Source organism: Glaciecola sp. XM2 (genome assembly GCF_018595715.1).
GTDB lineage: Bacteria > Pseudomonadota > Gammaproteobacteria > Enterobacterales > Alteromonadaceae > Glaciecola.
In genome coordinates this window covers 159,163-184,008 of sequence record NZ_JAHEOJ010000025.1, presented here as the reverse complement: position 1 = coordinate 184,008, position 24,846 = coordinate 159,163, and the positions used below count along the sequence as shown (strand labels likewise).

Annotated in this window: 25 protein-coding genes; 19 read left to right on the top strand and 6 right to left on the bottom strand. The window is 45.5% G+C overall.

Annotated elements, in window-relative coordinates; translation table 11 throughout:
* Positions 1-181: 181 nt before the first annotated feature.
* Genes KJ365_RS12860 through KJ365_RS12845 form a run of 4 tightly spaced genes read left to right on the top strand, consistent with a single transcriptional unit; the run spans position 182 to position 4,046 of the window.
* Positions 182-1,642, top strand: a complete 1,461-nt coding sequence (locus KJ365_RS12860) for a phage tail sheath family protein (RefSeq protein WP_214452070.1) — start codon at positions 182-184, stop codon at positions 1,640-1,642.
* A 32-nt stretch (positions 1,643-1,674) separates the two neighbouring features.
* The gene (locus KJ365_RS12855; RefSeq protein WP_214452069.1) at positions 1,675-2,118 is read left to right on the top strand and encodes a phage tail protein; all 444 of its coding nucleotides are present in this window, start codon (positions 1,675-1,677) and stop codon (positions 2,116-2,118) included.
* Between the two features lie 48 nt (positions 2,119-2,166).
* Complete coding sequence (locus KJ365_RS12850; protein ID WP_214452068.1) at positions 2,167-3,741, top strand: phage baseplate assembly protein V; 1,575 nt, start codon at positions 2,167-2,169, stop codon at positions 3,739-3,741.
* A 14-nt stretch (positions 3,742-3,755) separates the two neighbouring features.
* Positions 3,756-4,046, top strand: a complete 291-nt coding sequence (locus KJ365_RS12845) for a PAAR domain-containing protein (RefSeq protein ID WP_214452067.1) — start codon at positions 3,756-3,758, stop codon at positions 4,044-4,046.
* Between the two features lie 27 nt (positions 4,047-4,073).
* Here KJ365_RS12845 and KJ365_RS12840 read toward each other — a convergent pair whose 3' ends face one another.
* Positions 4,074-4,508: a hypothetical protein gene (locus KJ365_RS12840; RefSeq protein WP_214452066.1), complete on the bottom strand. Its 435-nt coding sequence runs from the start codon at positions 4,506-4,508 to the stop codon at positions 4,074-4,076.
* Positions 4,509-4,650: 142 nt separating this feature from the next.
* On the opposite strand from KJ365_RS12840, the gene KJ365_RS12835 reads away from it, so the two are divergent.
* On the top strand, positions 4,651-5,097 hold the full coding sequence (locus KJ365_RS12835) for a tellurite resistance TerB family protein (RefSeq protein WP_214452065.1): 447 nt from the start codon (positions 4,651-4,653) through the stop codon (positions 5,095-5,097).
* Here the strand turns inward: KJ365_RS12835 and KJ365_RS12830 are convergent.
* Both KJ365_RS12830 and KJ365_RS12825 read right to left on the bottom strand, forming a co-directional pair.
* Entirely contained in the window at positions 5,094-5,699 is a 606-nt protein-coding gene (locus KJ365_RS12830) for a 1-acyl-sn-glycerol-3-phosphate acyltransferase (RefSeq protein ID WP_214452064.1), read from the bottom strand. The two genes, KJ365_RS12835 and KJ365_RS12830, sit on opposite strands and share 4 nt — an antisense overlap.
* A 1-nt stretch (position 5,700) precedes the next feature.
* Positions 5,701-6,078 (bottom strand): hypothetical protein, encoded by a 378-nt coding sequence (locus KJ365_RS12825; RefSeq protein WP_214452063.1) that lies wholly within the window; start codon positions 6,076-6,078, stop codon positions 5,701-5,703.
* Positions 6,079-6,273: 195 nt separating this feature from the next.
* Between KJ365_RS12825 and KJ365_RS12820 the strand changes: the two genes are divergently transcribed.
* The 13 genes from KJ365_RS12820 to KJ365_RS12760 all read left to right on the top strand — a co-directional run bounded on the left by KJ365_RS12820 (position 6,274) and on the right by KJ365_RS12760 (position 20,072).
* Positions 6,274-7,038, top strand: coding sequence for a PRC-barrel domain-containing protein (locus tag KJ365_RS12820; RefSeq protein ID WP_214452062.1), 765 nt, complete (start codon positions 6,274-6,276; stop codon positions 7,036-7,038).
* Between the two features lie 117 nt (positions 7,039-7,155).
* Positions 7,156-7,758: a hypothetical protein gene (locus tag KJ365_RS12815; RefSeq protein ID WP_214452061.1), complete on the top strand. Its 603-nt coding sequence runs from the start codon at positions 7,156-7,158 to the stop codon at positions 7,756-7,758.
* A 66-nt stretch (positions 7,759-7,824) separates the two neighbouring features.
* Positions 7,825-9,123, top strand: a complete 1,299-nt coding sequence (locus tag KJ365_RS12810) for a hypothetical protein (protein ID WP_250884213.1) — start codon at positions 7,825-7,827, stop codon at positions 9,121-9,123.
* A 57-nt stretch (positions 9,124-9,180) separates the two neighbouring features.
* Entirely contained in the window at positions 9,181-10,623 is a 1,443-nt protein-coding gene (locus KJ365_RS12805; protein ID WP_214452060.1) for a hypothetical protein, read from the top strand.
* 59 nt (positions 10,624-10,682) lie between these two features.
* A complete protein-coding gene (locus KJ365_RS12800) occupies positions 10,683-12,659 on the top strand; it encodes an SUMF1/EgtB/PvdO family nonheme iron enzyme (protein WP_214452059.1) in 1,977 nt (658 codons plus the stop codon).
* Positions 12,652-12,813, top strand: coding sequence for a hypothetical protein (locus KJ365_RS12795; protein WP_214452058.1), 162 nt, complete (start codon positions 12,652-12,654; stop codon positions 12,811-12,813). The genes KJ365_RS12800 and KJ365_RS12795 overlap by 8 nt, the downstream gene beginning before the upstream one ends.
* Position 12,814: 1 nt before the next feature.
* On the top strand, positions 12,815-13,696 hold the full coding sequence (locus tag KJ365_RS12790) for a MotA/TolQ/ExbB proton channel family protein (RefSeq protein ID WP_214452057.1): 882 nt from the start codon (positions 12,815-12,817) through the stop codon (positions 13,694-13,696).
* Positions 13,697-13,726: 30 nt separating this feature from the next.
* On the top strand, positions 13,727-14,800 hold the full coding sequence (locus KJ365_RS12785; RefSeq protein WP_250884212.1) for a VWA domain-containing protein: 1,074 nt from the start codon (positions 13,727-13,729) through the stop codon (positions 14,798-14,800).
* Positions 14,797-15,753 (top strand): vWA domain-containing protein, encoded by a 957-nt coding sequence (locus KJ365_RS12780; RefSeq protein ID WP_214452056.1) that lies wholly within the window; start codon positions 14,797-14,799, stop codon positions 15,751-15,753. Before KJ365_RS12785 ends, KJ365_RS12780 begins: the two co-directional genes overlap by 4 nt.
* A 223-nt stretch (positions 15,754-15,976) precedes the next feature.
* A complete protein-coding gene (locus KJ365_RS12775) occupies positions 15,977-16,210 on the top strand; it encodes a FeoA family protein (RefSeq protein WP_214452055.1) in 234 nt (77 codons plus the stop codon).
* A 58-nt stretch (positions 16,211-16,268) separates the two neighbouring features.
* Complete coding sequence (gene feoB, locus KJ365_RS12770; protein ID WP_214452054.1) at positions 16,269-18,083, top strand: ferrous iron transporter B; 1,815 nt, start codon at positions 16,269-16,271, stop codon at positions 18,081-18,083.
* A 127-nt stretch (positions 18,084-18,210) separates the two neighbouring features.
* On the top strand, positions 18,211-19,074 hold the full coding sequence (locus tag KJ365_RS12765; protein ID WP_214452053.1) for an ATP-grasp domain-containing protein: 864 nt from the start codon (positions 18,211-18,213) through the stop codon (positions 19,072-19,074).
* A 29-nt stretch (positions 19,075-19,103) separates the two neighbouring features.
* A complete protein-coding gene (locus tag KJ365_RS12760; RefSeq protein ID WP_214452052.1) occupies positions 19,104-20,072 on the top strand; it encodes a carbon-nitrogen hydrolase family protein in 969 nt (322 codons plus the stop codon).
* 38 nt (positions 20,073-20,110) lie between these two features.
* Here the strand turns inward: KJ365_RS12760 and KJ365_RS12755 are convergent, their stop codons facing one another.
* The gene (locus KJ365_RS12755) at positions 20,111-21,214 is read right to left on the bottom strand and encodes a glutathione S-transferase family protein (RefSeq protein WP_214452051.1); all 1,104 of its coding nucleotides are present in this window, start codon (positions 21,212-21,214) and stop codon (positions 20,111-20,113) included.
* 176 nt (positions 21,215-21,390) lie between these two features.
* The gene (locus KJ365_RS12750) at positions 21,391-23,076 is read right to left on the bottom strand and encodes a BamA/TamA family outer membrane protein (protein ID WP_214452050.1); all 1,686 of its coding nucleotides are present in this window, start codon (positions 23,074-23,076) and stop codon (positions 21,391-21,393) included.
* A 438-nt stretch (positions 23,077-23,514) separates the two neighbouring features.
* On the opposite strand from KJ365_RS12750, the gene tmpT reads away from it, so the two are divergent.
* Complete coding sequence (gene tmpT / locus KJ365_RS12745) at positions 23,515-24,165, top strand: thiopurine S-methyltransferase (protein ID WP_214452049.1); 651 nt, start codon at positions 23,515-23,517, stop codon at positions 24,163-24,165.
* A gap of 7 nt (positions 24,166-24,172) precedes the next feature.
* On the opposite strand, the gene ribA is transcribed toward tmpT, so the two are convergent.
* On the bottom strand, positions 24,173-24,790 hold the full coding sequence (ribA, locus tag KJ365_RS12740) for a GTP cyclohydrolase II (RefSeq protein ID WP_214452048.1): 618 nt from the start codon (positions 24,788-24,790) through the stop codon (positions 24,173-24,175).
* Positions 24,791-24,846 lie beyond the last annotated feature (56 nt).

The following is a 24,846-nucleotide window of genomic DNA, read 5'->3' as shown; positions in this document are numbered from 1 at the left end:
TGTCGCGAGTCGCGAGTTTGTCACAATAGATGACTAATGAGTTTGTTATGTATTAATAAGCGGTTAGTCAAACTACAACAAACCCTATTAAGGCCAAGCTTATGAAAAGCGAAGAGATGACCCGTCAAGCTACCCCCGCTTTATATAGCACCATATCTGTTCTTGGCCATGGACGTATCGAATGAAAACCCCTGGCGTATATATTGTAGAAAAAGACGCCTTCCCAAACGCGGTTGTCACCGTCCCTACCGCCGTCCCTGCATTTATTGGCTATACACAGCTAACAATGCGAGGGGATAAATCAATCAAGCATGAACCATTTAGAATCTCGTCTATGCTGGAGTTTGAAACGATATTTGGATTACGCCATCTGACGAAATTTGATGTCATTGAAACGCCATCACAAGAGCATGCAGATATTGTTGTGGCTGATCAATATTACGATTTACGCCGGGTGGGGCAGCATTATTTGTTGCACCAAGCGATGCACATGTTTTACCAAAATGGCGGTGGTGATTGCTATGTTGTTTGTGCGGGCAGTTACGCAGACGCGATACATAAAGATGATTTTTTAATATGCATGCAGGCGCTATTAAAAGAGCAGGAACCCACCTTACTGGTCATCCCCGAAGCGGTCTCATTGTCTCAAGCAGAGTGTTATGAGGTTCAACAGCAGATGCTGTTGCAATGTGGTGTAGTGTCGCGCAGCTGCTTTGCAATACTAGACGTGTATAACGGCTTTCAATCCGACAATGATGCGATTGCAGCGTTTCGGCAAAACCTCTCGACCCAAGAGGGAGGAGACTTTGCGGCAGCCTATTATCCATGGGTCAACACAACCGTGGTTAGTCAACACGACGTAAGTTATGTAAATTTGAGCGTATCGGGCAAGCAGATGATGCAAACGATATTGCGCGGCGCATTACCTGATAAACATACGCATGCTGAATTGCTCGCGTTGATAAACGCCATAAACGAAGAGTTTGACGTGTCAATTGATAACGCACTGCGCATATCTAGCCCACATTATGTAGCGGTGATAGACGCAATCAAGTGGCATCTAAACAACCTTCCACCGTCATCTGCAATTGCGGGAGTATATGCCTTGGTAGATGCCCATTCTGGTGTTTGGCAAGCGCCCGCAAACGTGGGTTTAAGCGCAGTTACCGCGCCCTCCTTAAACATTACTCACGATGATCAACAGCATTTAAACATCGCCGTGGACGGTAAATCCGTTAACGCTATTCGCGCCTTCCCGGGAGAAGGAGTGCTAGTGTGGGGTGCTAGAACCCTTGACGGCAATAGCTTAGATTGGCGTTACATCAATGTTCGACGAACCATGATGATGTTAGAGCAGTCAATAAGCTATGCAGCCAAAGCGTTTGTATTTGAGCGAAATGAGGCAGCTACTTGGCTTACGATTAAAAGCATGGTGCAACATTTTTTAACCGGGATATGGAAGCAAGGAGGCCTTGCAGGAGCAACGCCAGAGGATGCCTTTAGCGTACATTGCGGGTTAGGTAATACGATGACGGCCGAGGATATTATCGATGGTCGTTTGCGTCTCAGAGTTTTGGTTGCCGTGACACGGCCAGCAGAGTTCATTGAGATTACTGTCGAGCAAGCGATGCAAAGCGCTTAATACTTATATTAATTGTAATAGGAGAAATGCAAATGGCAGATGACGGTAGCGCGCAAAGCCAAGCTTTTTGGCCTTTGCCAAAATTTTACTTTCAAGTGCATTGGGATGATCACGTATTGTCTTTTGAAGAGGTTTCGGGGCTTGATGTGGAAGCACAACCTATCGAGTACCGAGCGGTGAACAGTGCGGCTTTCTCTAGCGTTGGTATGCCAGGGTTACATCGCGCCTCTAACGTGACGCTGAAAAAAGGCATCATGCCTGCTCATATGCTAGATACACTCAATCAGGGTGCTCTCGCGCGCAATAATATCACTATAACGTTATTAGATGAGCGGGGTTCGCCAACCATCACATGGGCACTACATAACGCATTTGTCACCAAAGTTACGGCACAGGAGTATGATGCCGACTCTGATGATGTGGCAGTTGATACAATTGAGTTTGCTCATGAGGGCTTGTCGGTGCGTGCAGGCTAATTGGCTTAAAAAACTCAAGCAAGGCAAAAATGTAAATAAGGAAATATCATGGCAGATTCACCTCTACTAAATGCTGATGGGATACTTCAGGTCAAAATTAAAATCAACGGGGCTTTTATCAGAGACGAGCACCCGCTCATTTCCGTTGAAATTGTGCAGAACATGAATACGATTAGCCAAGCGGTGATCACTTTTTCCGCTTTAGATGATCATGGGCTACTCAATCTTCAAGATGAAATAACCAACTTTGAGCGAGATAGTGCCATTGAGATCGTTGCCGCATATGGTCAAAATGAATTTACCATTCTTTTTGAAGGCGTGATTGTGCGCAGTGGCTTGCGTATAACCAATGGCGAATCATTATGTACCCTAGAATGTGAGGATAAGGCTTATGTAATGAAACAAGCGTCTTACAATAGAAGCTTTGCCAATATCTCCGATGGCAAATTAATAGGCCGGTTAGTGACTCGCCAGGGTATTAAGATGGACAAGCGTGCGCATCGCACCCGACGTAACACGCAGCTTAGACAGTTCAACACAAGTGATTGGGACTTTGTCTTACAACGAGCTGCAGCTAACGATTTGCTCATTGCAAATTATAACAACACGGTTCGCCTTATTGACCCTGCCAGCGCTACAAAAGAAGTGCTAACGCTCACTTATGGTGAAGATATCAACTATTTTGATGCACATGCGTCATATACTAAAGATGACGATGACAAAGCGCTAGAAGCAAACGGCAGAGTCGAGTTTCAAGGCAGCGGGCAGGTGCATATCGGGGATATGATTGAAATCAACGGCGTGAGTGAGCAATTTGGTGGTCGTCAACTTGTCGTTGGCGTTGTACATAAAATCACAGAGGGAGATTGGCAAACACAGGTAGATTTTGGTTTGAATTCGACTAAGTGCTTATCAAACGGACTTTCAGCAGATGACTGTGCACCGCCTATAACCGGGCTATCACTCGCCAAGGTTGTTGAGCTCGATTACGATGAAACTGGTCAGCAGCGCATTCTGGTGGCCTTATCAGAACTGGAAGACGAAGACGCAAAGATATGGGTAAAAGTGGTTCAGCCCTACTCAGGAGAGGGCTTTGGTTTTGCTTTTATGCCGGAGATAGGTGCGCAGGTGGTGCTTGGATATGTAGATAACAATCCAAGCGAACCGGTGATCTTGGGCAGTTTAGTGAGCGGGTTGCCTGATGCAGCCTCACAAGCGACTGAGGAAAACATGTTCAAAATGATCATGACCAAAGGCGGACAGAAGATAACATTTGATGATGATAATCATGTGCTTAGTGTAACAACTAAGCACGGTAACTCGGTGGAGCTCAATGACAGCGAAGCATACCTGCAGCTCAAAGATGTGAACAATAACGTAGTGACTTTAGATGAAAAAGGCATCAGTTTGTTTGGTGCAAACGATATTACGATTAAAGCTGATGGCGAAGTTTCTATACAGGGACAAAGCCTCGAACTAGGGGCAACAAGTGATGTGAATATTCACGGTATGAACGTCAACCTTTCTGCCGATGCACAGCTCAAAGCCTCCGGTAGCGCAAGTGCTGAGTTGTCTGCTTCGGGGCAAACAAGCGTAAAAGGCGCTATGGTTATGATTAACTAAATAAGGATAACGCTATGCCTCCTGCAGCGAGAATTACCGACTCTCATACTTGTCCAGCGGTAACGGGGATCGTTCCACATGTTGGTGGGCCTATTATTGGTCCTGGTGCACCTACTGTGCTCATTGGCGGTTTACCCGCCGCTGTTTTGGGTGATACGGTGACGTGCGTTGGCCCTCCAGCCACCATTATTGAGGGCTCAGCTACGGTAATGATATCCGCACAACCTGCGGCAAGGATGGGTGATTCAACTTCTCATGGCGGCAGTCTTTTGATGGGTTCGCCTACGGTAATGATTGGGGGATAGGCTGTGCAATTCCCATTGCACTGTCAGCTAGATACCAGGTGTACCTGCTGAGATCAATTTGAAATATGCATCTTGTTTGAGGTTGGTAATTTCTGCACGAGCGCCTTGCAATAATACTTGGTTGCCGTCCACAGCTAAATAGACTGCTTCAAAAATAACATACACCTCGTCGCGCATAGCCTTGTTTAAGCTATTGAATAAGCCTCTAATCTCCAGTTCTGAGTCGGTATCGATGATGGCTTCAACGCTGCACTGCTGTGTTGCAACTCCGCCAACATTCAACGTTTCGAGCTCGACAGAAATATAAAACTCGTGAGAGAACTCATGGGTTTTATGAGGGTGACCAACCGCGTTAATATGCATCGGCGGGCTGAGGCCTTTTATCAGGGCAGCACAACGGATAACGTTATCATTTAAGATATCGTTTAAATGTGTGACCTGACGCGTGGTTATTTTTGACATATGATTACATGTGTTTTTTCCATAAACACTATGTCGGCCTGAACGCCAAAAAATTGAATTTACTGTAATTTAGCGCATTTTGTGAACCAAACGCCAGTTTTTCTCGTCTAAATAGGCCCACTATCCATAAAGTAGTGACACTATGCTAAAGAAACTGAAAGACCTGTTTTCAATGCCGCTGGAAGCAGACAATGCAGAAGATAAAGACAAAAAGATTCAGCAGGCGTGTGCTGTGTTATTAATTGAAGTGGCACTTGCTGATTTTGAACATTCAGAAAGTGAGCAAGAAAAGGTAAAACATTTACTGCAAAAGACGTTTGATTTGAATTCTGCGGAACTTGATGAATTAGTGGAGTTTAGCCATTCAAAAGGCGCTGAAACTACATCAGTCCACCCATTCACCTCTTTAATCAATGAGCATTATGACTACCCGCAGCGAGTGAATCTTGTGAAGTTAATGTGGAAGGTAGCCTATGCAGATGGGAATTTAGATAAATACGAAGACAACATTATCCGTAAAGTGTCTGACTTGTTATATGTTGCGCATAGTGACTTTATTAAAGCAAAACTGTCGGTTGTAGAGGCTTAGGGTTCTATAGCCACTTTATCAGGATATTTTGCAGGTATCGTTGCATAAAACCCATAGACTTTTTGCATGTCTTGCGCAAAGTCGCCGCTACTCAGAAAATCGGGTCCAAATACAACTTGCTTATGCTTAAAATCAAACCCGATAAGCACGATGGGGACTTTGGCCTTGTGAGCTATGGCAACAAAGCCTGTTTTCCAAGGGTAAATGAGTGAGCGAGTACCCTCAGGTGCGATGGCTAAAATCATTTTTGCTTCTTGTTTAAAGTGATCAACGGCTTGTTCGACCACGCCATGACTCGATCTGCGGTCAACGGGGATCCCGCCAATCGCTTCTAGCAGTTGTTTGGCCACCGGCACAAAAAGGCTGTGCTTTCCCAAAAATCGAATACGAATGCGCAAAGCAAACAGTACCGCAACGCCGAGCACAAAATCCCAATTAGAGGTATGGGGCGCGACAGCAATGACCATTTTAGGATGCTGAGGTAATTCCCCTTTAAATGACCAACCCGATAGCCTAAGCAAGGCATCGCCTAACCAACCGGTGAATCGATTACCGCCGCGCGGAGGGTTATTATTTTCAGCGTTTTGACTGCTCTCTATCACATCAGCTCTTATCTTTGTTTTGCTCTGCTTGCTTGGCTTTTTCTTCCGCTTTTTCTTCCGCTTTTTTGAGCGCTTCTTTAAGCTTTTCGGCTTTTATCGCTTCTTGGCGAGCAACGGCCGCTTCAATTGCTTTTGTTTGTGCTTCGAGTTCTGCCTGTTGACTCTTTTCAAAGTTACGGAATTCTTCCTGATAATCTTGAATAGTCACATTCATACCCTGCAAACACTGCTCTCTAGCCATATCGACGTACTGATCGCAACGCTGCATACGCTTTTGTTGCTCTGTCATCTCAACGTCTTTACTAATACATGCATTAAGACTCAATACAGCTAAGACAGTGCAGACCATACCGATGCTTTTTCGCTTTATTGAGTTCATTGCACTACTCCTGCAAGTGAAGTTTATGTTCTGTTATAGCCTATCCGAATATACCTGTCTTTGCTTGTTAAATTATTATTAGGTTTGTAAAACGCATAAATAATCACGGTTGTATTGGCTAATGGTCAGATGGATGCTCTTATCGTCGTTTGCGACTATACTAATACAATCTGTACCAAAATTAAGGCATAACGGATGAATCTAAGCCTCAATAAACTTTTAAAATACGACATCGACGCTACCGACGGAGATATCGGGTACCTAAAAGATGTATTGTTTGATGATCAGCAATGGATTGTGCGTTATATCATCATTGATACCAAACGCTGGATGCCGCTCTCTCAAAAAGTGTTAATTAGCCCAATCGCGGTGCGCGGATTTGATATACAAGATGAAACTTTGAGTCTCTCACTTACCAAGCAGCACATCCTAGATAGCCCCCCAATAGAGGCACATAAACCCGTGTCCGAGCAATTCGAGAAGGCCTATTTTGACTTTTTTGGGTATGGTTATTATTGGAATGGGTTAGGCGCCTGGGGCGACTTTGACACTCCAACCTCATTAATCGAGCGAAGTGTCGATGACACAATATCTGATAGCGACAATTCACAGCAACCATCAGACCCTATAATCGATCGGCACTTGCGCTCAATAAATGAACTAAGACATTACAGCGTCGTTGAAACCGATGGAATGAAGGGGCGAGTGCATGACTTTATTCTCGATACAGATACTTGGACAATTAAATACTTTGTGATTGGAATCAGAAATTGGCTGCCAGGAGGGCATATAGCTTTGTTGCCACCTGAATATTTGGCCTCGGTGAGTTGGAAGGATCAGGCCGTTTTCTGCGAGCTTAACGTCGCACAAGTTAAACAATTGCCTGAGTATGATGAAGATATGCTGAACAACGAAGCCTACCTCGCGTCGGTACATAGCGTATTTGAAGGAAAGGTGTAAGCGGTGTGAGTAGTCAATTTCATGAAAAATAAGATTTCCATGAACCTCAGCACATAGTTACACTCTAAAACTAAACGTGCACATTGAAATGGTACCTAGATAAAGATGAGAGGACCTATGAACAAAGTAAGTAGCAAGATGCAAAGCGACGATAGTTTTCCACTGCGTCAGTATCTGTGCCTAATGGCGTTAGGCCTTTTTATCACAAGTGCTTCATGGCTCTCCTTTGCGCAACAAACGAACACGAGCACAAAAGTGTCATCCTCCTATGAATGCACGCAAGTCTCACTTGATGACATCGATACCGAGTTGTTGACCAAACAAGAAAGACTTGCGCTGATGGATGCTTCACTATCGCAATCCATCGACAGCTATTCTTCATGCGTTAATACCGTTCAAACCGCAATGACCGGTGGTGGCGGGGGTGGAGGTGGTGCAGCTGGTCAAGGCTCATCTGGCGAAGGCCCCTCTCAGAGTGGAAGCGCTCAGACGCCTGACTCTGAAAACGCACAAAGTGAGCCTGCGCAATCGGTTAATATGGGCTCAGAAGTAGTCAATCAGCAGTCGAATTCTCAAACACCAGTCAACCGTGAAGTGGTTGCACCTAAAGACAACGACAGTATAATTTGTAAACTTCTATTTGATGAGATTCAAAAGTCTTCGGGTACTGCAAGAACAGGCCTCGAGAAACAGTACAAAGACTACATGTGCGGCAGTTAAACGCATTACTTTTCATATAAATGTTATGCAAATGAAGCAGAATACAAGACAAACATTGAGGAAGTCATGATCACTTTTTTACGCAGGGCCTTTAAACGCCCATTTGTTGGTAAACTTATATCTATTGTAGGCGTTACTTTATTTTTGTCTGCTTGTCAGTCGACCAGCACACAAAACGTGCCTTTATTAGTGGGCCCTCAGCCGATTGAAAACCCAACAGCGAATAACTCATCTGCGAATGCAGCATTGCAAAATGCCGAGGTTTTTTTAGATGTGGCAGTGCCGGTATTTGATCCAGGGTTTCCGACCGTTGGCCGCACCAGTGAAATTGATTACGAAGAGCTAGACGAAGAGGGGATTTGGCCACAGCTTCGCCGTACAGAAGCTAAGTTATTTGCCGTGGAAACAAAAAACGCACTTGTCAGCAAAAATGTATTTGGCTCGGTGACGGTTGTGCCAGACGCAAGCACACCTTCTGATTTGTTTGTACTGGGTAAAATCAATCATTCTGACAGTGAAATCGTTGGCATGAGCATTACGGTAGTAGATAGTAGCGGTGAAATTTGGGGCAGTAAGGACTTTGCTCATGAGGTGTCACAAAACTATTTCAGAGATCAGCGTAATAAAGGTAAAAACCCCTATCAACCTATTTATGACCAAGCCAGCGCCTATGTTGTATCACTGCTCAGCAAACTAAGTGAAAACGACAAGCGCAATATCAAAAACATGTCGTTAATGCGCTATGCACGATATTACAGCCCTGAAGCATTTGACCGCTATCTTAGCACTGATATCAAACGTAAAAATGGTCAACGTTACTACAAGTTTGAGTTAACCAGTTTGCCCGATGCAGACGACCCCATGCTCAAACGCATTCAAGAATTAAAGGCGCAAGAGCTCCTGTTTATCGACCGTTTGCAAGACCAGTATGATGTCTTTGATGCTGAGGTGGGCCCATCTTATGCAACTTGGCAACAAGAAACCCTTCCTGAAATTGAGGCAGCGCGAGCGGCCACTCGCAAACGTAATGCAAGTGTAGCTATGGGGGTTGGTTTGGGTGTGTTAGCGGCAATCTTGGCTAAAAACAGTGGTTCAACCGCCGGTGAAATTGGCACAGTAGTGGGCGCTGTGGGAGCGGCAGTAGCGGTAAATGAAGCGTTTAAATCAAATTCAGCGTTAAAAGTACACAGTGCTGTCATCGAAGAAAAAGGACAGGCCGTAGATTTAAGCGTTGGGCCAATTGAAATGGAGTTTGAAGATCAAACCATTGAACTTCAAGGCACCGCAAGTGAGCAGTATTTGCAGTGGAAGACACACTTACGTGAGATTTATCAGTTAGAGAGTACGCCAGACGTGCAGCTTTAAGCCTTGGCGTTGTGGTAATATCTCAGTTTAGTGTGAGTCCTCAAAGGAATTCAGGTTTTGATAGAGCAGCATGAGCCCACATCACCCGATGCGGTTATTCAACAGCAGCAAAAGCAAAAAGCGCAGCAGATAAAGCGCATTTTAATTGGCTTGTGTCTGTTGTTGTTAATTGCCTTAATTGTGGTTGTGTTGTCTATCACCCCAAGCGAACAGGCCATTACCGATGCATCCCCTGCAACTGTTGAATCTAGCTTCAATGTTGCTGAGCAAGAGGCTGCCAGAGAGGCATTTCGTCAGGCGTTAAGTGAACATGAAAGCCAGTTGGCGCCCATATTGGCCACTCCAAGTCTGCGTGAATGGGATCCTGCAACAGCAGCAAGTCTTGATGCTGAAAGTGACAAAGCGCTTAGACTGTTTGCGAATTCCGCGTTTATACAGGCCTTAGGCAGTATTAACCTGGTCAAAACCCAAGGACAAGCGTTTGTCGATAGCTGGCAGGCTGCATTTGCCGATGCACTCGGCCAGGCGAAGCAATTTTACGCACAAGAACAAATTCAACAGGCTCGCTTAGCTTTGCAGCAGGCAAAAGCGATTATGCCTAATCAAACGCAAACCCAACAATTAGAGGCGCAACTACGCGCTTATGATTCAGTAGCAGTGCTCCTAGCCGCTCTTGATGTTGCCAAAGTGGAGAATAATTTAGCAAAGCAAGTGTCTTTAATGCAGCAAATTTTGCAGGCAGATCCTACCAGGACGCAGTTGCAGGGTTCGTTGCGTGAAGCCCAGGAGAAACTAAAAGAGCAGCGCCTATCCGCTGCCTTGATCAAGGTTGAGGATGCATTGGCTCAAAATGATTTGGCTGGCGCACAAGATGGTTTGCAAATTGCCCGAACAATAGACCCAACGGCCAAGGGTATAGAAAGCTTCAATGCTCAGATACAGCAGCGTTTATCCGAGCAAGACCTATCCGCAGTTTTGGCCAATCTTGAGCAGTTGACGCGCACTGATAATTGGGCGCAAGCGTCGCAAAATGCAACGGCTGCATTAACGCGCTTTACGGGGAATGCTGCGTTAAAACAAGTGCAATCAGAAGCGCAAGCGGTGCTAGCCCAGCAGCAGTCTTTAAGACGATTTACCTCTCGCCCTGAGCGTGTCGCCGATGAAAACATTCGAAATGCCGCGAAAAATGCATTGCAACAATCTATTTTATATTTGAGTAAGTCGCCGACCTTGGCGGCTCAAGCGCAAACATTAGCGGCCTTAATTGATAAGTACAGCGCGCAAATACCCGTCACCATTGAATCTGATGGGAATACCCATCTTATTGTCGTGGGCGTAGGTATTGTGGGCGAGGTTGAACAACACACGATTGAGTTAGGTCCTGGTCAGTACGTATTAGAAGGTAAGCGCGAAGGATATCGAAGTAAGCGATTGCCTTTTGAAGTGAAAGCCAACAGTCCTTTGACGCTAAGATTAATAGTGGACGAAACCATAGAGTAGCCACTGCTTGATAAAGGCAGTGGTAGGTTATCTTTGTAAAACATATAAGTGGCACTAGCATGCAAATAGACGATCGGATAAAGCAAGCGCAGCGCAAGGGCGCAGGCCTGTATGTATTAGGTGCGCTTGCGTCGGTATTGGTTATTGCCAGCGTGTTTTCGTGGTTATTTTTGGTGAGAGCTTATGTCATTATTGTCGGGCCTAGTGAGGCAAGTGGCATTGCCAGTATCAGTAGCGTCAGTGGCATGCAGTGGATTACTGATAATAAGGTTTACACGCTAGGTGGCGCGGTTGAAGTGAAGGTTTCGGCTGATACCTTTGAGTCGGCCACGGTCAATATAGATGCCGATAGCCCGAGTAATATAGAGGTGGTACTACAGCCATCTCCTGCATTGCTAAAGGCGAGCTTAGATGTTGCAGGTGACACCAGTTGGTATATTGATGGTCAGTTAGTATTTGTTGGCAATCAGCTTGAATATAGTCTCCCCGCAGATAATTATGCGGTAGCAGTGCAGAATCCCTATTATGAAATGTGGGAAACACAAATCGAAGCAAATCGTGCGCAGACGATAACGCTAGCTCCGGAGTTAGTTGCTATCAGCGGCAGTATTACCCTCAATAGTACGCCAAGCGGTGCGCAAGTATCTATCGATGGTCAACAAGTGGGCCAGACGCCTTATACAAGTGAACGTTTGGGTGGGCAGTATGATGTGCAACTGACGCGAGCTGGCTATCAAGCACTACAAGATACGCTCGAAGTTACACTTGCTGCGGCGCAGGTAACAAGAAATTACCAACTCATTCCTGAACAAGCCATAGTGACCCTAAATGCCACACCTGCAAACGGTGTACTGTTAATTGATAACATTGAAAAACCCCTTGGAGAGCATTCGCTTGACGCCAATACCCAGCATCGATTTTCCTACCAGCTTGCAGGCTATTATCCTTACCAAAGGGCTCTGACCTTTGCGCCCGGTGCATCGCAAAGTATTAGCATTGTGCTAGAGCCTGAACTCGGCAAGGTAAACGTGGCAAGTAACGTGACCGCTCAGGTCAGTATTAATAATCAAACTAAAGGTAACGTTCCACTGTCACTTGAACTGCCCGCTAAAGAGACACAAATCACATTAGCCCTTGATGGATATCGCAGCGTGACCAGGCGCTTTACCCCTAGCAGTAGTCAGCTTACCAGTTTAAATATTCCGATGCTGACGGAGTTTGATGCGCGTCGCCAAGAAGGGCGACCGCTATTTGCTAACCAAATCGGAATCGACTTACAGAAGTTCAGGGGTGATGCATTTACAATGGGTTCTCCTCCTAATGAGTCTGAGAGGCGCCGCAATGAGCATGAGATTGACGTCGATTTCTCTCGCGAGTTTTGGGTGTCTCGGCATGAAATAACCCAAGCGCAATATGCCGCTTTTAAGGGGCAAAGTAGCAACAGCAAATTGCCCCAAACCGATATTTCTTGGAATGATGCGGCCTTATTTACAAACTGGTTAAGCCAACAGGAAGGATTGCCCGCGTTTTATCGTGTGCGCGGGGAACAAGTGGTTGGCATTAACCCCGACTCAAGAGGCTATCGTTTACCCACAGAAGCTGAGTGGGAATGGTTAGCGAAAAAGTCAAAGCGCCCGCGCAGCACCGTTTATGTATGGGGTAATCAAACTCGCATTCCAAGAAACAATGGTAACTATGGTGATCAAAGCATTAAAGGCACTCAGCTCATCTTTCTTGATGACTATAATGACCAAAAAGCGGGTGTTGCTGAGGTGGGCAGTTTTACTGCAGACCGCTCTGGCATGTACGATTTAGCGGGGAATGTAAGTGAGTGGGTACATGATTTTTACGTTACTGCATTACCCGATACCAGCAAAGTGCATATAGATTATTTAGGTGCGCCAAGAGGCACACAAAATGTGGTTAAGGGAGGTAACTACACTTCTGGCAGGCTGCGTGAGCTGCGCGCCGCATTTAGAGAAGTCGGTGAAACCCCCAAACCTACTATCGGATTTAGGATTGCACGTTATGATTAAACCTACATCGTCTCCCGAACGCGGGAATAACAATGTCCGCCTAAAATATATTGTGCTGACAATATTATTGGCAACAGCAGTGGTTGGTGGTTCAGTCGCCCTTGCCTTGCAGATTAGCCTAGATTCTCCCGCCACCTTACCGAGTGATATTTAATATGACAGCCTCTTCTTCCCAAGCATCATCTAACATGAATCCGTCTGGCATCATTACCATGGTAGTGTTTTTGAGTATTGTGGTTGTGGTGCATTTATTTTATCAGGGCTTAGTCAGGCCTTTTGCAGAAGCAGCAATAGCGGCTCAAGGGAGTGGGGCGACCACGAATTTGTGGGTAATTTTTAAAGACTTTGAGCAACAAGCAAGCGTTAGCATTGGGCTTTTCTGTGCGTTTTTGATCATCTATAAATATCAGCGGATTGTGCTAAAAGAAGAGCCCTTATTTACCATGGACTACTTAAGTGGCCATGCGCAAAAACGCAATACGCCAGTCGTTGAAGCCATTTCTCATGAAGGTGATGCACAAGAAAGCGGCGAGCAGGCTCGGGCAGAATCGGCTTCAATGGTGCCGTTAGGTGACACAATCGATGTTTCCCAAGCCCTTGATGAGCTTGAGGCTAGCCGCTATGCCGAAAACTCGTCGATGGCCACTTGGATAAATTGTTTACGACGCTTTAAAAACACGCAAAACGTACAACACGCCAGCCAAGCGATTTCTGACAGTGTGGATATCCTCGCCGCACAACTCGAATCGGGTAACTCGATGATCAGGTACTTTATTTGGGCAATCCCAAGCATTGGGTTTATCGGTACAGTGCGCGGGATAGGCTCCGCACTAGCGAAAGCCGAAGAGGCTGTTGCTGGCGATATTTCTGGCATGGTGGACAAACTCGGTGTTGCATTTAACTCTACGCTCGTGTCGTTGTTAATTTCTATCGTGCTGATGTACTTATTGCATGTGTTGAACAATCGACAAGACGAGATGGTGATCAATACCCGTAAAAATTGTGAAAAACACCTGCTCACCCGACTGCATAACTAAGCACAGATCAATACTGATGATGGGTTTGCTATGAGTATTTTTAAAAAACGCAGAGAAGAGGGATTTAACCTAGCGTTTTTAGATGTCATGGCCTGTGGTTTAGGGGCCGTTATTCTAATCCTCATTTTGGTGAAATTCAGCGCTAATACCGACATCCCCATAGAAGAGTTAGAGCGCCTACAGCAAGAGCTTGCCGCCATGGAAGATAAGCAAAGCGAGTTGCAGCAAAGTTTAAGCTCTGAGCAGGAGGCTTTTGCCCAACAAAGTGCAACCCTTGAAGACATTCAACAACGCTTGCGCCAACTGCAAATTGAGCAAGATGCGGTAACACAGGCGCTTAAAGAAGAGATAGCGGTCGTTGCCGATTTAGAGGATGCAATTGCTGCAGCTGGGCCTCTAATTGCGGATGACTCGGTGACTATCGAAGGCGCTGGAGAGGAGCAGTATCTCATTGGTTTGAAAGTTGAAGGACAGCGCATCGGCATCTTGCTCGATATGAGTGCCTCTATGACCGAAGAACAGCTAATTGAAGTGATCAAGCGCAAAGTCGGGACAGACCAAGATAAGCGTGCCGGTAGCAAATGGCAACGAACGCTGCGTATTTTAAATTGGTTGTTAGCCCGCCTACCCAATAATGCTCAGGTGTCGGTCGTCGCTTTTAACGATACCAGTGCGGTGTTAGGCAAGCGCGTGAACAACCAGCAAAATACCGATGATATTAATCAGATTGCGATTGAGGCCTCTGGACTAGTGCCCACTGAAGGCACAAACTTACAACAAGGTTTGCAAACCATTGCCCAAACCATGCCCAATATCAGCGATTTATATCTGATTACCGACGGCCTACCTACCTACGTCAACGCAGGGTCTGGCTTCAATGAGACGCGTGCTTGCCGTCCTATAAAAGGTAAACAGGCGACCATTACCGGAGAGTGCAGAGTGAATGCTTTCGCCCATACACTTAGAGCGAATCCACTTTCAGGCGTGCGCACTCATGTGATTTTATTACCTTTAGAAGGCGACCCTACTGCTGCTTCTCTATATTGGAGTTGGTCAGATGGCACGCTTGGGACTTTCATAGCACCTGCGGGTACATGGCCATGAAAACGCGTCGCGCGCCAATTGAGGTGTTTAGTCTATCTTTCCTTGATGTGATTTCTTGTGCATTTGGCGCCGTAGTGATGCTGATTTTGCTGGCGAGAAATGGTGATGACGGAGAGTTTAACGATGTCAGCCAAATCTCTAGTGTGCTGCAGTCCCTAAGTCGCTCAGAGGCGAGCGTTTCGAGTCTACAAAGCGCTATTGATGAGCAGCAGCAATTAACACTTCAGGCTCAGGCTCAAAGTGCCAGTAATCAAACGCAAGCCGATAAGCTTGAAGCAACGATTGCTCAAGCGCAACGCGATGTACTTTCCCTTACAGATAAAGCCAGCGGGCTTGAAAATGTGCTTGTACAGCGTCAAAGAGCAGCCATGAGTCAAAACACCACCGAAGAGCGCGACGAAGAGGTCGGCGGCATACCGGTAGATGCTGATTACGTCATCTTTATTGTGGATACCTCAGGCAGTATGAAGGCGATGTGGGGGCGAGTACTTACTACCATGAATGAGGTCTTGAATAATCATCCCCAGGTAAAAGGTTTTCAAATTATGTCTGATAATGGTGAGTTTTTATTGAGCACCACCCGCGGACGTTGGCGAAACGATACTCCCTCTCAGCGCAATGCTATGTTGGCTGCGATGCGCACATGGGGAGGCTCTTCAAACAGTTCACCGGTTGAGGGTATTGAAACTGCCTTAAAAATTTATGGGCCCAGAACCGATTCAATGGCGCTCTATGTATTTGGGGACGATTATAGCGGCGGATCATACGATGCGACGCTTGCAAGGATAAATGCATTAAATACCAATGCTAGCACGGGCGGTAAAATCGCAAGAATACATGCTATTGGTTTTAATCGCTCTGGCGGCACGCCTACCAGTGAGGTGGTAAAATTCTCAACGCTCATGCGCGAGGTGACGCGTCAAAATAACGGAACGTTTATCGCCCAACGTTAGTGTGTGCAAGCCTGCACTAGCGCGCGATGCACTCACACTCCTGTCAGGTACTCTCGGTGGTCAATTCAAAGCGATATCAATGGGCTTATTGCATCGGTACTGTGCTCTGCGGACCAAAGTATGTGATGTGGATCAAAGAATTATTGATAATAATTCGCATTTACGAATGATATTGCCTATCCTAATAGACGTTGTTTAAATCATATTTGAAGTAAAAGCCAACATGACTATTTGGGATCTAAAAAAGCGTACTAAAGCCGAAATTACCAACCTGACGTCGACACTACCGACTAATTTGAGTATGCGTTTGGCTGAGATGGGCTTTATTGAAGGACAAATTGTTCACTGTATGAAGCGCACCCCCTTCAGTGGTCCGCTCGTGATCCAACTGCAAGATTGCGTTTATTCGATAGAAAAAGATTTGGCCCAACAGGTTCATGTTAGTCCTATTCAATAAGTCATTATCTATAAAAGCTTTCAATCTATTCATCACCTAGGACCGCAGTAATCGCCTTATGCAAAAGATCGTACTGGTAGGCAAACCGAATTCGGGTAAAAGTTTACTGTTTAATCAATTGACCGGCCTTCGTCAAAAAGTTGCGAACTTTCCTGGCGTCACCGTTGAACTCAAGAGTGGCAGGTTTGATGAATATGAGCTTATCGACTTTCCTGGTACCTATTCTCTGCAGTCTATTTCTGAAGACGAATTGATTGCCATAAATCAGCTGAAAAAGGCCTTAGAATCACCTGATACTTGTCTCATTATATGTAACTTAGACGCGACCAAATTAGAACGCAGCTTAGTCTTTGCTTTGCAGGTGCAATCGCTCGCTCAGACGCATAATAAGGGTTGTGTGTTTGCGCTTAACATGATGGATGAGGTTGCCAGATTTGGATTCGAATACGACACCGCAGGTTTATCAAAAGCGTTAGGCTCTCCTGTTTTTGCAATTTCAGCTAAGACCCTTATAGGGATGTCAGAGTTTAGCCAAGCTTTAAAATCGTATGCTGGCACTCCTTCATTAGCGAGAGTTAATTCGCCTAATCGTGACCACGACAGCGCAGTTAAAGTGGCTGCAAGGCTAGCAAAGCAGTTTGGCATGCAGCAAGACCTTGTATTGCGCAAGCAAAACCGCGTGGACCATGTTTTGCTCAATAGTGTGTTTGGTGCACTAGCCTTCGCGGCTATTATGTTTTTTCTTTTTCAAAGCATCTTTACTTGGGCCTCCCCTCTGATGGATGGTGTAGAGTTTTTGATAGGCGCGTTAGCACAAGGGGTTACTAGCACTATACCTGCCGGGGTGTATGAAGATTTCGTAAACGACGCCCTATTTGGTGGAGTAGGTGCATTCTTAGTCTTTGTACCTCAAATCATGGTGCTAACGCTGATCATAGGGTTGCTTGAAGACAGCGGTTACTTAGCCCGCGCCGCGCTTATATGCCACAAACCACTGAGCTTGTTTGGTTTATCAGGCAGAAGTTTCATTCCGTATTTGTCTGGGCATGCTTGCGCGATTCCTGCAATCATGGCGGCGCGCACCATTGAGTCTCCTCGTAAGCGTTTGATCACGATGATGACCGTGCCGCTTATGTCATGTTCAGCGCGCTTGCCTGTTTATGCTTTGCTTATTGCGGTGTTTGTACCCGATGTCGCCTATCTAGGCGGGTGGGTTAACTTACAAGGTGCTATCTTTTTTATTCTATATTTTGGTGGGATTTTGACCGCGTTGATTGTTAGTAAAATGCTAGATGTGTATGTGGGCGATAGCGACAAAAACGATTTACCTTTTATTTTGGAGCTACCTAATTATCGCCTGCCTCATTGGCGTCCATTGCTATATAAAACTTTAAATAGCGGTGTTTACTTCATCAAACGCGCAGCCCCAATAATTTTTGTCGTCTCTGTGGTGGTCTGGGTACTTGGATATTTCCCTGCCAACGGCGATTTACAAGGCTCATATTTAGCCATGATTGGTCAACTTATCGAACCGATTTTTGCTCCCCTAGGCGTAGATTGGCGTTACGGGGTGGCCATCTTAGTATCGTTCTTGGCCCGCGAAGTATTTGTTGGCGTGCTGGGGACGTTATATAACATTGAGAACGCCGACGAGAACTTAATTGGCTTGGCTTCTCAAATTCAAGCAGATGGTTTTACCTTAGCGTCTGGGGTAGCGCTATTAGCGTTTTATGTGATTGCTTTGCAATGCGTTGCAACGGTAGCCACCTTAAAGGGCGAGACAGGCAAAAATCGATATTCATGGGGTGTATTTGTTTTGTATGGCCTACTTGCGTATGCAGTCAGCAGTATTTTATATGCGGTACTGAGCTAATCCTAAGCGCTGATTCAATAGTGGTGCAACTACGAAACAGCTTGGCATAGTCAATTCGTTTTTTGATATTTACTTATGCGCAAAATTCATTAATCTACCTAAGCCTTGTCTATTTTGAGTATGTCTAATGCCTCGCTGTGCCTTTTTAAGCACCGATAATCTTGAAGAGTTCTTTGTTTATGACGATCTGGTTAAACCCTTCCTCAGACGCTTGGGTTGGGCGGTAGAGGATGTGTCGTGGCGCAATAAATACGCCAATTACAATGAGTTTGATTTGGTAATTGTTCGCAGCACTTGGGATTACCAAGACGACCCTGACGCGTTTGTTAAGTGCCTGGAGCGTATTGACGCCTCCAGTGCCCGATTAGAAAATCCTCTGTCGCTAATGAGGTGGAACCTATCTAAAGATTACCTCAAAGCACTAGCTGAGAAATCAGTACCAATTTTACCCACCCTTTGGTACGAGCAGTACGACTCAACTATGCTAAACGAAGCTTTTGAACATTTTAAAAGTGACGAGCTTATTATCAAACCCTTGGTCAGCGCAAATGCCGATCATACCTATCGATTTAGAAAAAATGATATCACGCCATTAACCGAGATCTTAATGACTACCTTTGCCGAACGCCCTTTTATGGTACAAGCTTTTGAAAGTAGCATTATTAAAGATGGTGAGTACTCACTTTTCTATTTCGATGGCGTGTTTAGTCATGCAATTTGTAAACGACCAGCACAAGGTGATTTTAGAGTGCAAGAGGAGCATGGTGGTCAGCTAGAAGCGATTAAGCCTACTGACGATATGCTGCTTCTTGCGAAGCAAACGATCAACGCTTTACCAGCGCCAGCACTATATGCTCGAGTGGATATGTTAAATACCTCGCATGGACTGGCAATCATAGAAGTTGAGCTGATTGAGCCGTCTTTGTATTTTAATATGGATGTTGAGTCTGCTCAGCGTTTTGCCAATACAATCCACAATAAGCATGCGTAGTTTTTGCTTACATCACACAGGGAATGAAGATGCCAGAATTTGCCAACGATAGTTCGTTAACAGTAGCGCTCGCGCAAATCGCGCCAGTATGGTTAAACCGTCAGGCGACCACAGATAAAGTCATCGGCGCAATCAATGACGCGGCAGACAAACACGCTGAGCTAGTCACGTTTGGTGAATGTTTGTTGCCGGGCTACCCGTTTTGGCTCGATTTTACCGGTGGAGCAGAGTTTAACTCAGCCAAACACAAAGCCATTCATGCACACTATCTAACCCAAGCTGTTAATATAGAACTCGGTCACTTAGATGGCATTTGTGAAGTAGCCAAATCTCGCAATATAGCGGTAGTCTTGGGTATCGCAGAGCGCGCTGACGACCGAGGAGGGCACTGCATATATGCCTCGTTGGTGTATATTGATGCTAACGGTGAAATTCAAAACGTGCATCGAAAACTAATGCCCACTTACGAAGAACGGTTAACGTGGTCTCCCGGCGACGGGCATGGATTGCGCACCTTCCCGCTTAAAAACTTCACGCTTGGCGCACTAAACTGTTGGGAAAATTGGATGCCTCTGGCGCGCGCAGCGCTATATGCACAAGGTGAAGACTTGCATGTGGCAAGTTGGCCCGGTGGTGAGCATAATACCCATGACATTACGCGCTTTGTCGCCAAAGAAGGCAGAAGCTTCGTGATTTCAGTATCGGGGCTAATGCGCAAACAAGACTTCCCTAGCGACACCCCTCATTTTGATGAGATTGTGAGTAGCTGTAACGACATGCTAGCGAGCGGAGCATCTTGCGTTGCCGCGCCCGATGGCTCTTGGGTGCTGGAGCCACAAATCGGCTCAGAAGGCGTTTATGTGGTCAAGCTTGATCACCAGCAGGTATTGCAGGAGCGCCAAAACTTCGATCGTTCAGGGCACTATTCACGTCCTGATGTCACCCAATTACGGGTAAATCGAGAGCGTCAGAGCACGGTTAAATTTGATGGTGAGTAGGTGCTCACTCTCAGTTTATCTATTTTAAATATTGAGGTCTACTTTCTATCAACCACCAGCTTGTTGTTTTTCAGCGTAAGGCGATGAGCAATTTCAGTTTGCATCAATTCCAGTGTGTTGAGCTCGCGTAGCATCGGCTCAACTTCTTGCTTTTGTTTGTCGCTCAAGTTCGTATAGGCGTCTAATACACGCTGCAGCTTCCATTGGCTGAAGCTGCGCACAACTCTTTTCTCAGTGACATTGCCGATAGTAAATTCGTGCTCACCGAGTGCTCTAGGGAGTGATTTATTATCTAGATTGGCTTCAATCCAAGCTTGGGTGATCTTGAGACTGTCTATTTGCACTGGCCAAAACTCCCTAAATTGTTGAGATAAAAGCGGCATAAGTGTGTCGGGAATACGATCTTGAACGCACCACTGACCAAGTTCTACATGTTCTTGGTTCATTCTTTCTACCCAACGCGCAAGATTAGGCGCTTGCGCTCTCATTAGCTTACCTGGTGCAGGGTCGCGATAAAGATGAGCATAGAGCGGACCAAAGAGGCCAAAGTCTCCTGTGCAAGGGCGTGAGCCAAGCAAGTAATCGTGTTTGGCAAAATGCGCGTCAAGTAGCGGTAGTACGGTGTTTTCATACCATGCTTCAATGGCGGGGATACTTTTAGGCGTGACCCCAAGCATGGGCACAAAGCCTTTAAACTGAGCGCCTACTTTTTTACCAAAAAAACGACGAATGAAGCGCGGAAAACCAGGAGTAACAACCTGGCCAAACTCTTCATAAATAAACGGGAAATTGTCGTGATTCCAGCGATAGTGCATGGCGGGAATCAGCAACCATTCGTCTCCCCACATTTCAAAGATTTGTGAAACCAGACGTTGTTTCGGCCCTGAAGGCGAGACGCTACGCTCCGGATGGGCTTGTTCCATCGTGTCTATGATCACAGAGGTATCTTGAATAAAGGTATTGTCCGGCGTTTTAAGCACGGGAATGAAGCGTACGCCGGTCTTTGGGATGATGATTTTTTTATACACCCGAACGGTAGAAAGCACTTCTTCAAAAGGAATGTTTTTAAAGCGTAGATAAGCACGGGCTTTACCCGTGTATAGCGAGAGCGGAGCGCCGTATAAAGTGTATTTTTCTGTCATGTGCCATCCTCTTGAGTCACTAGATGCAAATTCAAATAGTGAGTTTTGACATCCTCGCGGTCACAATAATGGCTTATTTTAAGGGGCAATAGGAGTTTTTTTGGATGATAAACAACTATTGATGGCTGTGAGACGCCACGCCTTTATATGAAGCGGTGCGTAAGGGTACTCAATATTTAAAACGAGTTGCGCATTTGAAAGCGCCATTCCCACGAGTCGACATTGTCACCACCGGCTAAAGGCGTCGCAAAATCTATATGAATAACGCCTTTGTTACTAGAGCGGTTAGAGAACAAACGGGCGCCAATGCCAACGCTTGAGAGTACATCGTCAGACTCATTGAATTGTTCTACATCGCCGTCAAAGGCCTTACCAGCGTCAACGAAAGCTGCAAAACCAAGATCAAACAATTGATAGAAGTTGTAACCGGTATACATGCGCGCTTCGATGCTGCCCGATATACGATGATCACCATGTTGATACTGTTGAGGATAACCTCGAACGCCTGTGTCGTCGTCAAGCACGACTGGGTCATCTAGAAAGGGGTTAGATGAAAAGGTGCTCGACAGCCGACCATATGCGCTAAAGCGATCCGATATCTTATAAAAATATTCACCGTTCATATCAACCCGCAGATGATCGTGTTGACTGGCATTGATGACCGCTCTGCTACTGAGGTTAAACATAAACAGTCCGTCGCCAACCTTGGTGCCTTTACGTGCGTCAAAAAACACCTGATAGCCAAAGTCGTGCTCAGATGATACATCATTGAGCTCTAGTCCAAATTGCGCCCTAAAATACCAGCCAAGATTGATGTCTTCCGGTTGTTGGATGAGATATATATCCTGCATCACAACAATGTCACGCTGGATATGCTCATAAGCAATCCAAGGGTATTGAAACTCCCTGTCGAAGGGTAAAAAAAGTGTGTTTGTAGATGGGCTCGTTTCATCTATTAGAAAGAGAGATTTGTGGTCAGAAAATCCAATAGAAAGTCGACCCGAGGCGGTATGATCATTAAACAGTTGCCAACCATAGGCTACATCATAACGATGCTGCTCGGTATTAAAGCTGTTGCGGGTTTGTCCGTTTTGAAAAATATCCTCAACGCGCTCTTCTTGTAAAAATTGCGCGAAACGCATGCGCTGTGTGCCTAAATGATAAAACGGTTGGTCAAAAACAAACTGGATGCGTTTGCCATCGTCGTTATCTATGAGGTTAAGACCGATATTCGCATGCTTGGTCCAAGGGGCGGCTGAGTTAAATGTTAGCTGGTAGCCGCTTCTTTGTTCGTCTTGGTTATAGCGTAAACGAGTGCGTATACCCATGCCCAAGAGATTGTCTTGCTGAACGCCAATGGTGCTTTTATTTTCACCGCCTCTTCGACTAAATGACACCGTAGGGATTAGCGACCAGTTATCCCACGTTTCAACGCTCACTATTGCTCCCTGGCCGTCTTCACAGCCAGGGATAAAGCGAATTCTAGCGTCTCGTAAATAACGCTCTTTTCTTAAGATGGCTTCTGCTTCACGCAGGTCTTGCTCATTCACTGTGCTACCGGGCACAAAGGTCAGCCTTTCTTCTATGACCCAGGGTTTGGTCGTCACATGAAATCGATTGGCGAAGCGATGCAATGCAATGGTATCAGGCGCATTTTCATCAAAGATGGGTGCGCTTTTAATGATAATACGTTCTACTACTTTATCTGCTTGTGCGCTCGTCGATGGGGATGCTTGCTCATCACATGTAGATATTTCATCAACAGGTGGTGGGGTATCAGGCGCTTGCGCCAGCGCCAGATTGGGGCAGATGGCATATATGCACATAGAAGCTATCAGCAAGCGCTGAAAACATGTGAACACTTATGCCCTCCTTATCGTGATAACGATGAAATGTTGAAAGCAAACGCTCGCAACAAATAATACATCCATTATGCTAAAGCGTGGCGTAAAGACAACCGATATTAACCATAGATGAGTTATTATGGTAACGGCGCACTTTAAAATGTATTTAGCAATAAAAGGCAATATAAATCTAAGTAATTATTTTACATTCTTGCTAGTCTCAGCAGCCATGCTTGTTGCCATTGTTTTCGCCTCATACTACCTTGACGTAGAAAAAGAACGCCTGGTGCTTGTCATCGCTATACTCGGGCTTACATCGCTAGGTTCAAGCTTCCAAATCATGCGATTACTGAAGCGCTATAACAATTAAACCCATTAGATGTTGGCCAAATGGTTAACGTTCCTTAAAAATTAGATTATTCTTCATTCATCTGACACTTTAGCGTTACATATCTTATGCATCATGATTTTTGGCATCGTCGCTGGCAAAAGAACGAAATAGGTTTTCATGAGCCCGACGGAAGCCATTTGTTAAAAACCTACTTTAACCAATTTGAGCTTGCAGAAGGTGCACGCATTTTTGTACCTTTATGCGGAAAGACAAAAGATATCGGCTGGCTGCTCTTTAAGGGGTTTCAGGTGGTCGCCATTGAGCTCAACGAGACAGCAGTGAACGCCTTGTTCGATGAGCTCGGGATTTCGCCTTCGGTCACCGAGCAAGATGGTTTTAAACTTTTCTCAGCACCTGATTTGCAAGTGTTCGTAGGAGACTTTTTTGCGCTGCAGGCCTCCCATATAGGTGATATACAAGGGATATATGACAGAGCGGCGCTCGTTGCACTGCCTGATGAGATGCGGATACGATATGTTCAGCATCTTATCGATATTACACACGCTACCCAACAATTCTTAGTGACTTATGACTACGATCCCTTACTCTTTTCTGGGCCGCCATTTAGCGTAGAGAAAGATGCAGTGAACGCTTACTATCACGATTTATACAATATCTCGATGCTGTTTAGGGATAAAGTGCAAGGTGGATTTAGAGGCCATTCAGAAGTGTTTGAGAGCGTCTATCTGCTAAAGCCTATCCGACGTCCTTCGTAATCTATGATTATTTGAGTTTATCTGGATCGAAGGTGTGACCTAACTTTGATGTTTTGGTCATCAAATAATGTTTATTATCATTCGTTACGCCATGGTCAATCGGCAGACGGGAAGCCACATTGATACCCATTGATTCTAGCGCTGCCAGTTTCTTGGGGTTGTTAGTCATTAGTTGGACTTGCTTGACGTTTAATTTTTCAAGCATCAGCTTGCATATGCCATAGTCACGTAAATCTGCGTCAAAGCCTAAATGCTGATTTGCCTCTACCGTATCAAAGCCTTGATCTTGCAGATTATATGCCTTGATTTTGTTAAGCAAACCAATGCCTCGTCCTTCTTGACGAAGATATAGTAATACGCCACAACCATGTTTAACGATATTTTCTAGAGCCCGCTCAAGCTGAAAGCCGCAGTCACATCTTGTACTGAATAATGCATCGCCCGTTAAGCACTCACTGTGTATGCGAATAGGCACCACGCTATCTTCATCCCATTGTCCATATGATAAAGCCACATGTTCTTGGTCTGAGTTTGTCTCAACAAAGCCGTGAATAGTAAACTCGCCAAAACGTGTAGGTAGTTTAGCTTGGCTGATAAATTTATAAGCAGGTGAAACTGATGTCATAACGTAGTGCTGTTGTCCCGATGAGAGGCGTTTATGGGGCTAAAATTTCTAAATCC

Bases quoted from the DNA above. Each gene is read 5' to 3' on its own strand.
- KJ365_RS12860 (WP_214452070.1), top strand. From the start codon at position 182: ATGAAAACCCCTGGCGTATATATTGTAGAAAAAGACGCCTTCCCAAAC.
- KJ365_RS12855 (WP_214452069.1), top strand. From the start codon at position 1,675: ATGGCAGATGACGGTAGCGCGCAAAGCCAAGCTTTTTGGCCTTTGCCA.
- KJ365_RS12850 (WP_214452068.1), top strand. From the start codon at position 2,167: ATGGCAGATTCACCTCTACTAAATGCTGATGGGATACTTCAGGTCAAA.
- KJ365_RS12845 (WP_214452067.1), top strand. From the start codon at position 3,756: ATGCCTCCTGCAGCGAGAATTACCGACTCTCATACTTGTCCAGCGGTA.
- KJ365_RS12840 (WP_214452066.1), bottom strand. From the start codon at position 4,508: ATGTCAAAAATAACCACGCGTCAGGTCACACATTTAAACGATATCTTA.
- KJ365_RS12835 (WP_214452065.1), top strand. From the start codon at position 4,651: ATGCTAAAGAAACTGAAAGACCTGTTTTCAATGCCGCTGGAAGCAGAC.
- KJ365_RS12825 (WP_214452063.1), bottom strand. From the start codon at position 6,078: ATGAACTCAATAAAGCGAAAAAGCATCGGTATGGTCTGCACTGTCTTA.
- KJ365_RS12820 (WP_214452062.1), top strand. From the start codon at position 6,274: ATGAATCTAAGCCTCAATAAACTTTTAAAATACGACATCGACGCTACC.
- KJ365_RS12815 (WP_214452061.1), top strand. From the start codon at position 7,156: ATGAACAAAGTAAGTAGCAAGATGCAAAGCGACGATAGTTTTCCACTG.
- KJ365_RS12810 (WP_250884213.1), top strand. From the start codon at position 7,825: ATGATCACTTTTTTACGCAGGGCCTTTAAACGCCCATTTGTTGGTAAA.
- KJ365_RS12800 (WP_214452059.1), top strand. From the start codon at position 10,683: ATGCAAATAGACGATCGGATAAAGCAAGCGCAGCGCAAGGGCGCAGGC.
- KJ365_RS12795 (WP_214452058.1), top strand. From the start codon at position 12,652: ATGATTAAACCTACATCGTCTCCCGAACGCGGGAATAACAATGTCCGC.
- KJ365_RS12790 (WP_214452057.1), top strand. From the start codon at position 12,815: ATGACAGCCTCTTCTTCCCAAGCATCATCTAACATGAATCCGTCTGGC.
- KJ365_RS12785 (WP_250884212.1), top strand. From the start codon at position 13,727: ATGAGTATTTTTAAAAAACGCAGAGAAGAGGGATTTAACCTAGCGTTT.
- KJ365_RS12780 (WP_214452056.1), top strand. From the start codon at position 14,797: ATGAAAACGCGTCGCGCGCCAATTGAGGTGTTTAGTCTATCTTTCCTT.
- KJ365_RS12775 (WP_214452055.1), top strand. From the start codon at position 15,977: ATGACTATTTGGGATCTAAAAAAGCGTACTAAAGCCGAAATTACCAAC.
- feoB (WP_214452054.1), top strand. From the start codon at position 16,269: ATGCAAAAGATCGTACTGGTAGGCAAACCGAATTCGGGTAAAAGTTTA.
- KJ365_RS12765 (WP_214452053.1), top strand. From the start codon at position 18,211: ATGCCTCGCTGTGCCTTTTTAAGCACCGATAATCTTGAAGAGTTCTTT.
- KJ365_RS12760 (WP_214452052.1), top strand. From the start codon at position 19,104: ATGCCAGAATTTGCCAACGATAGTTCGTTAACAGTAGCGCTCGCGCAA.
- KJ365_RS12755 (WP_214452051.1), bottom strand. From the start codon at position 21,214: ATGACAGAAAAATACACTTTATACGGCGCTCCGCTCTCGCTATACACG.
- tmpT (WP_214452049.1), top strand. From the start codon at position 23,515: ATGCATCATGATTTTTGGCATCGTCGCTGGCAAAAGAACGAAATAGGT.
- ribA (WP_214452048.1), bottom strand. From the start codon at position 24,790: ATGACATCAGTTTCACCTGCTTATAAATTTATCAGCCAAGCTAAACTA.